Origin of the sequence: Pseudomonas sp. R1-7, assembly GCF_051132105.1 — a bacterium.
Lineage (GTDB): Bacteria > Pseudomonadota > Gammaproteobacteria > Pseudomonadales > Pseudomonadaceae > Aquipseudomonas.
Genome location: NZ_CP071661.1, coordinates 1,051,235 through 1,065,823, shown reverse-complemented (window position 1 = coordinate 1,065,823; position 14,589 = coordinate 1,051,235). Strand labels below are relative to the sequence as shown.

Sequence of the window (14,589 nt, the reverse complement as noted above, 5' to 3'; positions counted from 1 at the left end):
TCTTCCTGGAAAATAGCAATAGCATAAATTCTCATTAGTAGTGTTATATTGTTTCAATACTAAAAATTGGAACAACATAACATGTCATCTCTGAAACGGATTTCCGTTGCCAGCCTCGCCCTGGGGCTACTCGGCGATCCAACCTTCGCCGAAGAAATCCAGCCCTTGGAGCTGGACGCCATCAACGTCACGTCCGACTACGAATCCGCCACCGGCCCCGTCTCGGGCTATCGGGCGACCCGCTCCGTCAGCGCCACCAAGACTGACACGGCTTTGCGCGACGTCCCGCAATCGATCAGCGTCATCCCCGCCACCGTGCTCAAGGATCTGGGCAGCACCCACGTCGAACGAGCCCTGGAATATGCCGGTGGCGTATCGAAGCAGAACAACTTCGGCGGCCTTACGCTTTACGAATACAGCGTTCGGGGTTTTACAACGTCGGAATTCTACAAGGACGGCTTCAGCGCCAACCGCGGCTACCCGAGCACGCCGGATGCCGCCAATATCGAGCGTATCGAGGTGTTGAAAGGCCCGGCGGCCAGCCTTTATGGCCGCGGCGATCCCGGCGGCACGGTCAACATTGTCACCAAGAAACCCCAGCCCGAAGCGTTCACCACGTTGCAAACCAGCGCCGGAAGCTGGGACCGCTACCGAACCGCGCTGGACGTCAATACGCCGCTGGACACCGAAGGCAATGTGCTGTCTCGGGTTAACCTGGCGGTCGAGGACAACAATAGCTTTCGCGATCATGTCGGCAGCAAGCGCGTCTTCGTCGCGCCCTCCATCAGTTGGCAACTGAACCCGGACACCCGCTTGCTGGTGGAAAGCGAAATTGTGCGCCACAGCTCGACGTTCGACCGTGGCATCGTCGCCCCGAACAATCGCTGGAGTGGCGTTTCCCGTTCGACGTTCCTGGGCGAACCCAACGACGGGGACATCGATAACCACAACAACATGCTCCAGGCTGCCCTCGAGCATCAGCTCAACGATGCCTGGCAGTTACGCCTGGCCAGCCACTACAAGCAGGGTGAACTCTGGGGATTCGCTTCCGAGGCGCGGCCATTGAACGCCGATGGCCACACGGTGAACCGCCGCTATCGCGAGCGCGACAACAATTGGCACGACAGCATTAGCCAACTTGAGCTGCGCGGGCTGTTCGATCTCGGTCCCTGGCGGCACGAACTGTTGATCGGCACGGAATACGAGGACTACCGCAAGAACGAGCGCGTAACGACCATCGCTGGCGGCGCTTATCCGATCGATATCTACGACCCGGTCTACGGCCAGCCAAAACCCAACGGCACGCGCTCCGGCACGGATTTCTTCGAGCGTGTCAAAAGCAGAGCCGTGAATCTCCAGGACCAGATCATCTTCACCGACAAGTTGCGCGGCCTGCTCGGCGTGCGCTACGAACACTTCGAGCAAAGCATCGACAACCACGTCAACGACGTGACCAGCCGCCAACGCCACGACACCCTGACGCAACGCGCCGGTTTGTTGTACCAACTGACGCCGCAAGTCGGGCTGTTCGCCAATGCCTCCACCTCGTTCAAACCCAACAATGGCCTGGACGCCGACGGCAAGACTTTCGACCCTGAGGAAGGGGTTGGCTATGAAGTCGGGGTCAAGAGCGAACTGTTCGACGACCGCCTGAGCACTACCCTCGCGGCCTTCCATATCGAGAAGGAAAACGTCCTCAGCCCGGTGGCCGGGACCGATTTCAGTCGCGCCGTGGGCAAGGCCCGTAGCCAGGGCATCGACCTGCAGATGACCGGCCAGCTCACTGACGCGGTGCGGGTGATTGGCGCCTTTGCCTATATCGACGCCGAAGTGACCAAGGGCGACGAGGTCATCCCCACGGGCAGCCGGATCCTTGGCGTCGCCAAGCGCAGCGGCAGCCTGCTAGGGGTCTACGAGTTCCAGGATGGGCGTTTGCGCGGCTCGGATGTCGGCGCGGCGTTCACTTACGTGGGCGATCGCTCAGGCGAAGCGGGCAAGGACTTCGAACTGCCTGCCTACCACACCGTAGACCTGCTCGCCCACTACAAGGCTAGCGACACCGTCACCGTGGGCCTGAACCTGAACAACGTTTTCGACGAAAAATACTACGAACGCTCCTACAGCAATTACTGGGTCATTCCCGGCGACCCGCGCAACTTCACTGTCAGCCTCACCCTCGATCTATAAGGAAGTCAGCATGAAATACCCCAAGACCTTCGCCCTGCTCGGCCTGTTCCTGGCCACCCAGGCTTCGGCCCATGGCCTGTGGACGGAACAACGACGCGGCAACATCGAAGTGATCTACGGTCACGGCGCCGAGGACAACGCCTTCAAGGCGAAGAAAATCAGTGGTGCCTGGGCCTATGACTTGGGCGGCAACATGATCCCCGTCACCGTGGAACGCTTGTCGGACCACGCCCGCCTGCAACCTCTCAAGCCACCAGCCGTACTGGCGGTCGCACTCGACAACGGCATGTGGTCACAGACCACCGACAAGAAATGGATCAATGAAGGCCGCAGCAAAGTGCCAGGTGCGATCGAATCGACTCAGACTTTCAAGTACAGCCTGGCGATCTATGAGCCGGGGGCGAAGCTGCCGAAGCTGGATCAGGTCAAGTTCGTGATCGTGCCGCAAGTCGACCCGCTGACCATCGGTCCCGGGCAGTCGTTGCCGGTGCAGGTGCTGCTCGACGGCAAACCTGCCGCAGGCGTGAAATTGGTGGGGGACTATCGTAGCGCGCCGGGCACTGTGAGCACCGAAACCGATGCCGAAGGCCGAGCCAAGGTACTGGTGCGCAATGAGGGTCTGAACGTGATCGCCGCGCAGATGGAAATCCCGCTCAAGGATAATAAAGATGTCGCGACGCGCGGGGTGTTTACTTCTCTGACGTTCCTCGGTGAAGAGCATCACGAGTAAAACCGGTTATTACAATGTGGAAGCGGGATTGCCCGCTCCCTCATTGGGTCTGATGCAAAGGTCTAGAGTTCGCCCAGGGCCTCGATCAGCGCCTGGTTCTGCTCCGGCGTGCCAATGCTGATCCGCAGGAACTGCGCGATGCGCTCCTGCTTGAAGTGCCGCACGATCACGCCTTGCTCACGCAGCTTCGCCGCCAGCCCCGCCGCGTCGTGCCGAGGGTGGCGGGCGAAGATGAAGTTGGCCGCCGACGGCAGCACTTCAAAGCCCTTGGCCTCCAATCGTGCCACCACCCATTCGCGATGCTCGATCACCAACCGGCAGGTGCGGTCGAAATACTCGCGATCATCGAACGCCGCCGCGCCGCCGACATTTGCCAGGCGATCCAACGGATAGGAGTTGAAGCTGTTCTTGATCCGCTCCAACGCTTCGATCAAGTCCGCATGGCCCACCGCCAGGCCCACGCGCAGTCCCGCCAGCGAGCGAGACTTGGACAGCGTTTGCGTCACTAGCAGGTTCGGGTAGCGATCCACCAGGCTGATGGCCGTCTCGCCGCCGAAGTCGATATAAGCCTCGTCGACCACCACCACCGAATCCGGGCTGGCCTTGAGGATCTGCTCGACCGCTTCCAGCGCCAGCAGGCAGCCAGTCGGCGCGTTCGGGTTGGGGAAAATGATCCCGCCGTTCGGCTTGGCATAATCCGCCGGGTCGATCCGGAACTGTTCATCCAGTGGCACCGCGTCGAACTGGATGCCATACAGCCCGCAATAGACTGGGTAAAAGCTGTAGCTGATGTCCGGGAACAACACCGGCTGGTCGTGCTGAAGCAGACCGTGGAAGATGTGCGCCAACACTTCGTCCGAACCGTTGCCCAGGAAAACCTGGTTGGTTTGCACACCGTAATACCGGGCGACGGCGCTTTTCAGCAAGTCGCTGTTGGGGTCCGGATACAGGCGCAGATTGTCATTGAGTTCGGTCTGCATCGCCGCAAGGGCCTTGGGCGATGGGCCGTAGGGATTCTCGTTGGTGTTGAGCTTGACCAGGCGGGTCAGCTTCGGCTGTTCGCCGGGCACATACGGCACCAGGTCCTTGACGAACGGGCTCCAGAATCTACTCATTTCAGTTCCCCTTCTGTTCGTCTTTGATGCGGTACTCGGCGCTGCGGGCGTGGGCGCTCAGCGATTCGCCACGGGCCAGCACCGAGGCGGTCTTGCCCAGTTCGGACGCGCCCTGCTCCGAGCAGAAAATGATCGAGGAGCGTTTCTGGAAGTCATAGACCCCCAGCGGCGACGAGAAGCGCGCAGTGCCGGAGGTTGGAAGTACGTGATTCGGCCCGGCGCAATAGTCGCCCAGCGCCTCGCAGGTGTGACGGCCCATGAAGATCGCGCCGGCATGGCGGATCTTCGGCAGCCAGGCTTGTGGGTCCGCGACTGACAGTTCCAAGTGCTCCGGCGCAATGCGGTTGGCGACTTCGATGGCCTGCTCCATGTCATCGACCTTGATCAGCGCACCTCGGCCATTGATCGAGGTGTTGATGATTTCGGCACGGTCCATGGTTGGCAGCAATTTGTCGATGCTGGCGGCAACCTTGTCGAGAAACTCGGCGTCCGGGCTGACCAGGATCGCCTGGGCATCTTCGTCGTGCTCGGCTTGGGAAAACAGGTCCATGGCGATCCAGTCCGGGTCGGTCTGGCCGTCGCACACCACGAGGATTTCCGAAGGGCCGGCGATCATGTCGATACCGACCTGGCCAAATACGTGGCGCTTGGCGGTGGCGACATAGATGTTGCCCGGGCCGACCACCTTGTCCACCCGCGGCACGCTTTCAGTGCCATAGGCCAACGCCGCCACGGCCTGGGCACCGCCGATGGTGAACACCCGGTCCACACCGGCAATGCAGGCCGCGGCCAGCACCAGTTCGTTGATCTCCCCGCGCGGGGTCGGGACGACCATGACCACTTCGGTCACACCAGCGACCTTGGCCGGAATCGCGTTCATCAACACAGAGGAAGGATAGGAAGCCTTGCCACCCGGCACATAGAGGCCGGCGCGGTCCAGCGGCGTGACTTTCTGGCCGAGTACCGTGCCGTCGGCCTCGGTGTAGGTCCAGGAGTCCTGTTTCTGCCGTTCGTGGTAGCTGCGCACGCGGGACGCGGCTTTTTCCAGGGCTTCACGCTGGGGCACTGTGATGCGGGTCAAGGCCAGCTCCAGGCGCTCGCGCGGCAGGATCAAGTCGGCCATCGACGCCACTTGCAGGCCGTCGAACTTCTGGGTGAATTCCACCAGGGCGGCATCGCCACGCTCGCGCACGGCCTTGATGATATCCAGCACCCGCTGATTGACCGAGTCGTCGGACACACTCTCCCAGCTCAGCAGATGGTCCAGATGATGTGCAAAATCCGGATCGGCAGCGTTGAGTCGGCGAATCGAGGTGGGAGCGGTCATAGCGAGGGCCTCATTAATGGCAAATGCTCAGGCGCCCTAAGCTACCAGTCCATTCGCGTGGGCACCTGAGAAAATTGGCTATGACGCGGATAGACGGGCGCGACGCGAAGTCGCGCAGGTGAATCAGCCGCAGTGTCGCGATTCCACTGCCTTGCGCAGGGTATCGATCAGTGCCTGGATACGGGCGTGCTGCATTTTCATCGAAGCCTTGTTGACGATCAGCCGGGAGGTGATGTCGGCGATGAAGTCCTGGGGTTCCAGGCCATTGGCACGCAGTGTGTTGCCGGTGTCGACCACGTCGATGATCTTGTCCGCCAGGCCTATCAGCGGCGCCAGCTCCATCGAGCCATAAAGCTTGATGATATCGACCTGGCGGCCTTGCTCGGCGTAGTAACGCTTGGCGACGTTGACGAACTTGGTCGCGACACGCAGGCGCCCCTTGGGCTCGGCTGCGCCGACCTTGCCAGCCGTCATCAGCTTGCAGCGGGCGATCCGCAGGTCCAGCGGCTCATACAAGCCCTGGCCGCCGTATTCCATCAGCACGTCCTTGCCGGCAACACCCAGGTCGGCGGCGCCATGCTCCACGTAAGTCGGCACATCGGTGGCGCGCACGATCAACAAGCGCACGTCGGCCTGGGTCGTGGGGATGATCAGCTTGCGGCTCTTGTCCGGATTCTCGGTCGGCACGATGCCTGCTTCAGCCAGAAGCGGCAGGGTGTCGTCAAGGATACGGCCCTTGGACAGTGCGATGGTCAACATGGGAAACGTCAGTCCTTATCAAGGTACTCATGCCCGGTCGCAAGCGGCGCCGGACACACATCGAGGGTGAAACCACCCTCGATCTGAAGCAATTCATCAGGCACATCCTTGTGCCCATGCAGCGGAACTAGCCCGGTACGCGGCGGATCTTGGCGCCGAGCATCTGCAGCTTCTCTTCGATGCACTCGTAGCCACGGTCGATGTGATAGATGCGGTCGATCAGGGTGTCGCCTTCGGCGACCAAGGCCGAAATCACCAGGCTGGCCGAGGCCCGCAGGTCGGTTGCCATGACTGGCGCGCCCTTGAGTTTCTCGGTGCCGGTGACGATGGCCGTGTTGCCTTCGACCTGGATCTTGGCGCCCATGCGGTGCAGCTCGTAGACGTGCATGAAGCGGTTTTCGAAGATCGTCTCGATCACCGCGCCCGTGCCTTCGGCAATGGCGTTGAGGGAGATGAACTGCGCCTGCATGTCGGTCGGGAACGCCGGGTACGGAGCGGTCCGCACGTTGACGGCTTTGGGCCGCTTGCCGTGCATGTTCACTTCGATCCAGTCTTCGCCGCAGGTGACTTGCGCACCGGCTTCCTTGAGTTTTTCCAGGACAGCTTCGAGAATCGTCGGATCGGTGTCCTTGACCTTGACGCGGCCACCGGTGACGGCGGCGGCAACCAGGTAGGTGCCTGTTTCAATACGGTCCGGCATCACTTTATAAGTGGCCGAGTGCAGGCGCTCGACGCCATCGATGGTGATGGTGTCGGTGCCGGCACCGCTGATCTTGGCGCCCATGGCGATCAGGAAGTTCGCCAGGTCCACCACTTCAGGCTCGCGGGCGGCGTTCTGCAGTACGCTGCGGCCCTTGGCCAGTGCCGCAGCCATCATGATGTTCTCGGTACCGGTCACGCTGACGGTATCGAAGAAGAAGTGCGCGCCACGCAGGCCGCCTTCAGGGGCCTTGGCCTTGATGTAGCCGCCCTCGACATCGATGATCGCGCCCATGGCTTCCAGGCCACGGATGTGCAGATCCACCGGACGCGAACCGATGGCGCAACCACCAGGCAATGCCACTTCGGCTTCACCGAAACGGGCAACCATCGGGCCCAGCACCAGGATCGACGCACGCATGGTCTTCACCAGCTCGTACGGTGCGATCAGGGTCTTGATGGTACGTGGGTCGATTTCGACGGCGAGCTTCTCGTCGATCACAGGCTCGATGCCCATGCGGCCGAACAGCTCGATCATCGTGGTGATGTCGTGCAGGTGCGGCAGGTTGGCCACGGTCACCGGGCCATCGCACAGCAGGGTCGCGGCCAGGATCGGCAGCGCGGAGTTCTTTGCCCCGGAGATACGGATTTCGCCATCAAGACGAACGCCGCCGGTAATAATCAATTTATCCATAAGAATCTCGACGCCCTTGGGCTCAGGTGCGCTCGGCCCAGGCCGCGCGGCTGAAAAATTTCATAGTGACCGCGTGGATGCTGCCATCGGCGATCCATGGGTTCAAATGGGCATAGATGCTCTGCTGACGCTTCACCGGGCTCAACGCCGCCAGTTCATCGCTGATCACATTCAACTGGAAGTTGCAGCCTTCGCCTTCAACTTCCACCTGCGTACCGGGCAGCTTTCCTTCAAGGAAGCTCTTCACTTCTACAGCCTGCATGCTCAACCTCAATCGGCGCCCTGTGCGCACGGGTCGCACATCATACAAAAAAGCCCCGCGCCTGCGAACCCCGCGACGCAGGACTTAGACGAGTAACGTTGCCCACCTCGCTTGCCGTATCACCGGGGCGAGGGTCAGGGCTGCTCCAACACCTCGGTCAATTCGCTGACCTGAGCTATTTCACGCATATCCTCGGGCATTGCGCGGATGCTCCACGTCTTGCCGGCGGCCTTGGCGTCGCGCATGAAGCACAACAACAGGGATAGGCCGACGCTACTGGACTTTTCCACGGCAGAGCAGTCAATGACCAACTCGGCGCCCTTCGCGGACTTGATCAACGCCTGGCCCTGCTTGCGCAAGCCCGGACCAGTGCGGTAATCCAGCACGCCACTGAGCAGCAACTCGCCAGACTCGCCCAGGCGAACGGTCGAGTCATTCACCGGCTCGCTCATTGTTCCTGCTTCTCTTTGGCTTCTTCGGTTACTTCCTTGGCCTTGGCGACTTCGCCGGCCCAACCGTCGATGGTTTTGTCCAAGTCGTTGCCATTGCGCTGCATCGCGTCGGCGAACTGATCGCGGAACAGCTTGCCGATGTTGATGCCATTGATGATCACGTTGCGTACCTTCCACTCGCCGTTGATTTTCTCGAGTGTGTAGGACACGGGATAGACAGCGCCGTTGTTGCCCTTGACCTGCATGTCGACGCTGGTGCGGTTGCCGCTCTCATCCTTGGCCGGGGAAACGGTGATGCCCTGGTTGTTGTATTCAAGCAAGGCGTTGCCATAGAACTGCATCAGGCTGCGCTTGAAATTTTCCTGGAAGCGGGTCATCTGCGCCGGGGTGGCCTTGCGCGAATACTTGACGGTCATGATGCTCCTGGAAATGCCGTCGGCATCCACGACCGGGCCGACGATTCCATTCAGTGCGTCGTAGAACGCACCCGGATCCTGCTTGTACTTCTCTTTATTGGCGGCAAGGTCCGCCAGCAGTCGGGTCGTCGTGTCCTGGATGATGTCGTGCGCCGAAGGCGCCGCCACGGCATTGCCCATCAGCGGCAGGGCCGCCAGCAGGACCAGCAGGCTGCGTCGCAGGATAGAGATCATTCAAAAGCTCCTCATTTGGCGTCTTTGCTAACGGTATTGAGCAGGAATTTACCGATCAGGTCTTCTAGCACCAGCGACGATTGCGTGTCGTGGATGGTCCCGCCGTCCTTGAGCAAGCTATCTTCCCCACCCACGCTGATACCGATGTATTTCTCACCCAACAGCCCAGCCGTGAGGATAGATGCAGTGGAGTCGGTCGGCAGGTTATCCACGCGTTTTTCCAGCTGCAGCGTCACCCGACCGGTAAAACTGTCGCGGTCCAGATCGATTGCCGTGACCTTGCCGATGGTGACACCGGCCATGGTTACCTTGGCTCTGACCGTCAAACCGGCAATATTGTCGAAGTAAGCATAAAGTTTATAGGTGTCGGTGCTCGCGGTCGGCGCCAGGCCACTGACCCGCAAGGCCAGCAGCAGCAAAGCCAGGATGCCAGCCAGCAAGAAAAGGCCGACACCGATTTCCAGGGTGCGGTTTTGCATCAGAAATCTCCAAACATCAAGGCGGTCAGAATAAAGTCAAGGCCCAGGACGGCCAGCGAGGCGTAGACCACGGTCTTGGTTGTGGCACGGCTGATCCCCTCTGACGTGGGCTCACAGTCATAACCTTGAAAAACGGCGATCCAGGTGACCACGAAAGCGAATACGGCACTCTTGATCACGCCGTTGAGCACATCATCGAGAAAGTCGACGCTGTTCTGCATGTTGGACCAGTAGGAACCCTCATAGACCCCCAGCCAATCGACGGCTACCCAGGAGCCGCCCCAGATCCCCACGACGCTGAAGATCATTGCCAGCACCGGCAGCGAAATGAAGCCGGCCCACAGGCGTGGGGCAATGATGTACTTGAGCGGGTCGACACCGATCATTTCCAGGCTGGACAACTGCTCGGTGGACTTCATGTTGCCGATCTCGGCTGTCAGCGCCGATCCGGCTCGTCCGGCGAACAGCAGCGCCGTTACCACCGGCCCGAGCTCGCGCAGCAATGTCAGCGCGACCATTTGCCCGACTGCCTGCTCCGACCCATAGCTGGACAGGATGCTGAAGCCCTGGAGCGCCAGTACCATGCCGATGAAGATGCCCGAGACAACGATGATCACCAGGGACATCACCCCCACCGAATGCAATTGCTTGACCAATAGGCTAAAACCGCCTCCGGTCGAATTGCGTCCGAGCAACGCGTGCATCAGGAACAGCGTGGAACGCCCCAGCACGGCCAGCACGTCGATGCCGGAACGGCCGAACAGGCGGATTCTTTCTATTAATGGTTTCTTGCGCATCAGCGCTTCCCCAGCAGATCGGTACGGTAATCCGTGGCCGGAAAATGGAACTCCACCGGACCGTCCGGATCACCTTTCATGAATTGGCGGATGCGTGGGTTGTCCGAATCCTTCAGTTCCTGGGGCGTGCCCTGCCCCAGCACCTGGCCATCGCCGACGACATAGATGTAGTCGGCGATGCTCGCGGTTTCGGCCAGGTCATGGGACACCACGATGCTGGTGATGCCCAACGCATCGTTGAGCAGGCGGATCAGCCGCACGAGCACACCCATGGCAATGGGATCCTGGCCAACGAAAGGCTCGTCGTACATGAGGATCTTCGGATCGAGGGCAATCGCCCGAGCCAACGCCACGCGACGCTTCATGCCGCCGGAAAGCTCGTCCGGCATCAGGTCCAGGGCGCCACGCAGCCCGACTGCCTGCAATTTCAGCAAGACAATGTCGCGGATCATCTCTTCCGGCAGTTCGGTATGGACACGCAGGGGAAACGCCACGTTCTCGAACACATCGAGGTCGGTGAACAGCGCACCGCTCTGGAACAGGACGCCCATGTGCTTGCGCGCATCGAACAGATCGCTGCGCGAAAGCTCTGGAAGGTTCTGGCCATTGACCCAGACTTCGCCGGCACTGGGGCGCAGTTGTGCCCCCATCAGCCGCAGGAGCGTGGTCTTTCCACACCCGGAAGGCCCCATGATGCCGGTCACCTTGCCACGCGGGATGCGAATATCGATGTTATTGAAAATGCTGCGCGTCCCTCGCTTGAAGGACAGTCCCTTCAGCTCGACCGCGTAGGCGTTGTCGGCACTCATCTAAACTCCTTGCGATGCAGCCTCATATCCGAATGCCCAGGCCAACCGGCTAACGCCGGAACCGCCGAGCACACGAATCGGCGGCGAACTATATCACTGCAACCGCCAGGCGCCCAAGGCCAACCCCCCGCCCGTTAAGCCTGGCTTAAGGTAAATCAGCACATTTTGTGTCCAACCTTGCAACCGTTCGAACAAAGCGTGACGAACTAGCGTGAGGGAATCGATCATTGCCGCTATAATCGCCGCCTTTTCATCGGGCTATACGATCTGACATGAGCCAATCCAGCGACCTGATTCAATCGGCACAACGTACCATCCGCCTCGAGCTCGAAGCCGTACAAGGCTTGCTGGCCCATATCGACGCTGATTTCGTACGCGCCTGCGAGATGATTCTGGCCAGCAAGGGCCGCGTGGTCGTGGTCGGCATGGGCAAGTCAGGCCATATCGGCAACAAGATTGCCGCGACGCTGGCCAGCACAGGCACGACGGCCTTTTTCGTCCACCCGGCCGAGGCCAGCCACGGCGACATGGGCATGATTACCCGGGACGACGTCATCCTGGCCCTGTCCAACTCCGGCTCGACCAACGAAATCCTCACGTTGCTGCCACTGATCAAGCGCCTGGGCATCCAGATGATCAGCATCACCGGCAACCCGGACTCCCCGCTGGCCAAGGCCGCCGAGGTGAACCTCAATGTTCATGTCGAACACGAAGCCTGCCCGCTGAACCTGGCCCCGACCTCGTCCACCACCGCAGCCCTGGTCATGGGCGATGCCCTGGCCGTGGCCCTGCTGGAAGCCCGTGGCTTCACCGCCGAGGATTTCGCCTTTTCCCATCCCGGCGGCGCGCTGGGCCGTCGCCTGCTACTGAAAGTCGAAAACGTGATGCACTCCGGCGAAGAGCTGCCGCAGGTCCAACGCGGCACACTGCTCAAGGATGCGCTGATGGAAATGACGCGCAAAGGCTTGGGCATGACCGTAATTCTCGAAGCCGACGGCAAGCTGGCCGGGATCTTCACTGACGGTGACCTGCGCCGCACCCTCGACCGCGCGATCGATATCCGCAACGCAACCATCGATGCAGTCATGACCGTTCACGGCAAGACCGCCCGTGCCGACATGCTGGCCGCCGAAGCCCTTAAAATCATGGAAGACCACAGGATCAACGCACTGGTAGTGGTGGATGACGACGACCGCCCGGTCGGCGCCTTCAACCTCTCCGACCTGCTGCGTGCTGGAGTAATGTAATGACGACCGACCTGCTGCAACGGGGCAAGACAATCAAGCTCGCCGTATTCGACGTCGACGGTGTACTCACCGACGGCCGCCTGTACTTCCTCGAAGACGGAAGCGAATTCAAGACCTTCAACACGCTCGACGGCCAAGGCATCAAGATGCTGATGGCCTCAGGCGTGCAGACCGCCATTATCAGTGGTCGCAAGACCCCGGTGGTGGAGCGGCGGGCGAAGAATCTCGGCATCCCGCACCTTTACCAGGGCCGCGAAGACAAACTGGTGGTTCTGGACGAGCTCCTTGGCCAACTCAATCTAAGCTATGAACAGGTCGCCTACCTGGGTGACGACCTGCCAGACCTGCCGGTCATCCGCCGGGTCGGCCTGGGCATGGCCGTGGCCAACGCCGCGGCGTTCGTGCGCGAGCATGCCCATGGCGTCACCACGGCAAAGGGCGGCGAAGGCGCAGCCCGCGAATTCTGTGAACTGATCCTGCGTGCCCAGGGCCACCTCGAAGCGGCCAACGCCGCATACCTGTGAGCCATTTATGCTAAGCAAGAAGATTCGCACCCTCCTGGTGTTCGGCTGTATTGCGGCGATTTTCGCCGCGGTGGGCTATTGGAACATCAGCCCGGAACGCTTCCTGGACCAGCCGGCGCCCAAGGTCGAGGAAAACATCGACTGGTACGCAACCAATACGCATACCCTGCAATACTTGCCCGACGGCAAACTGCAGTACGAAATGACGTCCGACAAGGTCGATCACGTAAAGGCGACTGATATCACGCTGGTCACCAAACCGGACCTGAACATGTTCCGGGGCACCGAATTCCCATGGCATGTCCAGAGCGAGCGCGCCGAGGTCAATCCCGGCGGCACCGAAGTCGAACTGATCGACTCGGTGCGCATCACCCGGACCGACGAAAAAAACCGTACGACCCTCATCACCACCAGTCGCATGACGGTCTTCCCGCAACGAGAATATGCGCAGACCGAGCAACCCGTTAGAATCGACGGCGCTGGCGGCGTATCGACCGGCACGGGAATGAAGGCGTATTTGAAGGAAAGCAGGATACACCTGCTATCGAAAGTAAGAGGACAGTATGAAGCTCGCTAAAACCCTCCCTATTTTGCTCAGTCTGGGCGCAGCACTGGGAAGCGCGAGCGCCTGGGCCCTTCCCAACGACCGCGACCAGCCTATCCGTATCCAGGCCGACGACGCGCAACTGGACGACAAGAACGGTGTCGCCACCTATAAGGGTGATGTGATCATTACCCAGGGCTCGATGAAGGTGACCGGCAACACCGTGACCATCACCCGCACCCAATCCGGCGACATCGACGTAGTGACTTCGGTGGGCAACCTGGCCTACTTCGAACAACTGCAAACCGCAGGCGACACCAAGCCCGTGCAAGGCTACGGTGTCACCATCCAGTATCACGCCGCCCAGGACCGAGTTGTATTGATCGATCGCGCCAAGGTCGTCGACAAGGACAACAACGTGACCCAAGGCGAGAAAATCGTCTACGACACGGTCAAGAAACTGGCCAGCGCCGGTCGCGCCACTGGCAGCAAGGTCACCGAGGCGCGTCCGCGCATCGACATGGTGATCCAGCCGAAAAAGAAAACCGACGAGCAGAAGGCCCAGTAATGGCAACTCTGAAAGCCCAGCACCTGGCCAAGAGCTACAAGAGCCGCCAGGTTGTGCGCGATGTCAGCCTGTCCATCGACAGCGGCCAGATCGTCGGCTTGCTCGGCCCCAACGGCGCCGGCAAGACAACCTGTTTCTACATGATCGTCGGCCTGGTCCAGTCCGATCAGGGTCGCGTACTGATCGACGACCTGGACGTGAGCCACCAGCCGATGCACGGCCGGGCAAGGGCTGGCATCGGCTATCTGCCACAAGAAGCGTCGATCTTCCGCAAACTGTCGGTTGCCGACAACATCATGGCGATTCTCGAGACCCGCAAGGAGCTCGACAAGGCCGGTCGTCGCCAGGAGCTGGAAAGCCTGCTGCAGGAATTCCATATCAGCCACATTCGCGACAACCTCGGCATGAGCCTGTCCGGCGGTGAACGTCGTCGCGTGGAAATCGCCCGCGCCCTGGCCACCGCGCCGAAATTCATTCTACTCGACGAACCCTTCGCCGGCGTGGACCCGATTTCGGTCGGCGACATCAAGCAGATCATCCACCACCTCAAGGCCAAGGGGATCGGCGTGTTGATCACCGACCACAACGTTCGCGAAACACTGGATATCTGCGAAACTGCCTATATCGTCAACGATGGCCAGTTGATTGCCGAAGGTGACTCCGCCACCATCCTGGCCAACGAACTGGTGAAGGAAGTTTATCTGGGTCATGAGTTCCGCCTGTAAGCGCAAGTGCCTGGCGAATCG

Annotated in this window: 17 protein-coding genes; 7 read left to right on the top strand and 10 right to left on the bottom strand. The window is 60.6% G+C overall.

What is annotated here, in order from left to right:
- The first annotated feature begins 81 nt into the window (after positions 1 to 81).
- Both J3P79_RS04675 and J3P79_RS04670 read left to right on the top strand, forming a co-directional pair.
- Positions 82 to 2,187: a TonB-dependent siderophore receptor gene (locus J3P79_RS04675; protein ID WP_434608525.1), complete on the top strand. Its 2,106-nt coding sequence runs from the start codon at positions 82 to 84 to the stop codon at positions 2,185 to 2,187.
- 10 nt (positions 2,188 to 2,197) lie between these two features.
- Positions 2,198 to 2,917 (top strand): DUF4198 domain-containing protein, encoded by a 720-nt coding sequence (locus J3P79_RS04670; RefSeq protein WP_434608522.1) that lies wholly within the window; start codon positions 2,198 to 2,200, stop codon positions 2,915 to 2,917.
- A 62-nt stretch (positions 2,918 to 2,979) separates the two neighbouring features.
- On the opposite strand, the gene hisC is transcribed toward J3P79_RS04670, so the two are convergent.
- From hisC to J3P79_RS04620, 10 genes are all read right to left on the bottom strand, one after another.
- Positions 2,980 to 4,032, bottom strand: coding sequence for a histidinol-phosphate transaminase (gene hisC / locus J3P79_RS04665; RefSeq protein WP_434608520.1), 1,053 nt, complete (start codon positions 4,030 to 4,032; stop codon positions 2,980 to 2,982).
- A gap of 1 nt (position 4,033) precedes the next feature.
- The gene (hisD, locus tag J3P79_RS04660; RefSeq protein ID WP_434608519.1) at positions 4,034 to 5,359 is read right to left on the bottom strand and encodes a histidinol dehydrogenase; all 1,326 of its coding nucleotides are present in this window, start codon (positions 5,357 to 5,359) and stop codon (positions 4,034 to 4,036) included.
- 123 nt (positions 5,360 to 5,482) lie between these two features.
- The gene (hisG, locus tag J3P79_RS04655) at positions 5,483 to 6,118 is read right to left on the bottom strand and encodes an ATP phosphoribosyltransferase (RefSeq protein ID WP_434608517.1); all 636 of its coding nucleotides are present in this window, start codon (positions 6,116 to 6,118) and stop codon (positions 5,483 to 5,485) included.
- A 127-nt stretch (positions 6,119 to 6,245) separates the two neighbouring features.
- Positions 6,246 to 7,511, bottom strand: a complete 1,266-nt coding sequence (murA, locus tag J3P79_RS04650; protein ID WP_434608516.1) for a UDP-N-acetylglucosamine 1-carboxyvinyltransferase — start codon at positions 7,509 to 7,511, stop codon at positions 6,246 to 6,248.
- A 22-nt stretch (positions 7,512 to 7,533) separates the two neighbouring features.
- A complete protein-coding gene (locus tag J3P79_RS04645; RefSeq protein WP_003221710.1) occupies positions 7,534 to 7,773 on the bottom strand; it encodes a BolA family protein in 240 nt (79 codons plus the stop codon).
- A gap of 134 nt (positions 7,774 to 7,907) precedes the next feature.
- The gene (locus J3P79_RS04640) at positions 7,908 to 8,225 is read right to left on the bottom strand and encodes an STAS domain-containing protein (protein WP_434608513.1); all 318 of its coding nucleotides are present in this window, start codon (positions 8,223 to 8,225) and stop codon (positions 7,908 to 7,910) included.
- Positions 8,222 to 8,875 carry an MlaC/ttg2D family ABC transporter substrate-binding protein gene (locus J3P79_RS04635; protein WP_434608511.1) on the bottom strand — a complete coding sequence of 218 codons (654 nt, stop codon included), beginning with the start codon at positions 8,873 to 8,875 and terminating at the stop codon, positions 8,222 to 8,224. The genes J3P79_RS04640 and J3P79_RS04635 overlap by 4 nt, the downstream gene beginning before the upstream one ends.
- 11 nt (positions 8,876 to 8,886) lie before the next feature.
- Complete coding sequence (gene mlaD, locus J3P79_RS04630) at positions 8,887 to 9,354, bottom strand: outer membrane lipid asymmetry maintenance protein MlaD (protein ID WP_186613429.1); 468 nt, start codon at positions 9,352 to 9,354, stop codon at positions 8,887 to 8,889.
- Positions 9,354 to 10,151: a lipid asymmetry maintenance ABC transporter permease subunit MlaE gene (mlaE, locus tag J3P79_RS04625; RefSeq protein WP_434608509.1), complete on the bottom strand. Its 798-nt coding sequence runs from the start codon at positions 10,149 to 10,151 to the stop codon at positions 9,354 to 9,356. The genes mlaD and mlaE overlap by 1 nt, the downstream gene beginning before the upstream one ends.
- Positions 10,151 to 10,960, bottom strand: a complete 810-nt coding sequence (locus J3P79_RS04620) for an ATP-binding cassette domain-containing protein (RefSeq protein ID WP_434608507.1) — start codon at positions 10,958 to 10,960, stop codon at positions 10,151 to 10,153. Before J3P79_RS04620 ends, mlaE begins: the two co-directional genes overlap by 1 nt.
- Positions 10,961 to 11,232: 272 nt before the next feature.
- On the opposite strand from J3P79_RS04620, the gene J3P79_RS04615 reads away from it, so the two are divergent.
- Genes J3P79_RS04615 through lptB form a run of 5 tightly spaced genes read left to right on the top strand, consistent with a single transcriptional unit; the run spans position 11,233 to position 14,568 of the window.
- A complete protein-coding gene (locus tag J3P79_RS04615; RefSeq protein WP_434608505.1) occupies positions 11,233 to 12,207 on the top strand; it encodes a KpsF/GutQ family sugar-phosphate isomerase in 975 nt (324 codons plus the stop codon).
- A complete protein-coding gene (locus J3P79_RS04610) occupies positions 12,207 to 12,731 on the top strand; it encodes a KdsC family phosphatase (protein WP_434608502.1) in 525 nt (174 codons plus the stop codon). The genes J3P79_RS04615 and J3P79_RS04610 overlap by 1 nt, the downstream gene beginning before the upstream one ends.
- Positions 12,732 to 12,738: 7 nt before the next feature.
- A complete protein-coding gene (gene lptC, locus J3P79_RS04605) occupies positions 12,739 to 13,308 on the top strand; it encodes an LPS export ABC transporter periplasmic protein LptC (protein WP_434608500.1) in 570 nt (189 codons plus the stop codon).
- Complete coding sequence (gene lptA, locus J3P79_RS04600) at positions 13,295 to 13,843, top strand: lipopolysaccharide transport periplasmic protein LptA (RefSeq protein WP_030139855.1); 549 nt, start codon at positions 13,295 to 13,297, stop codon at positions 13,841 to 13,843. The genes lptC and lptA overlap by 14 nt, the downstream gene beginning before the upstream one ends.
- Positions 13,843 to 14,568 (top strand): LPS export ABC transporter ATP-binding protein, encoded by a 726-nt coding sequence (gene lptB / locus J3P79_RS04595; protein WP_039592234.1) that lies wholly within the window; start codon positions 13,843 to 13,845, stop codon positions 14,566 to 14,568. The genes lptA and lptB overlap by 1 nt, the downstream gene beginning before the upstream one ends.
- Positions 14,569 to 14,589 lie beyond the last annotated feature (21 nt).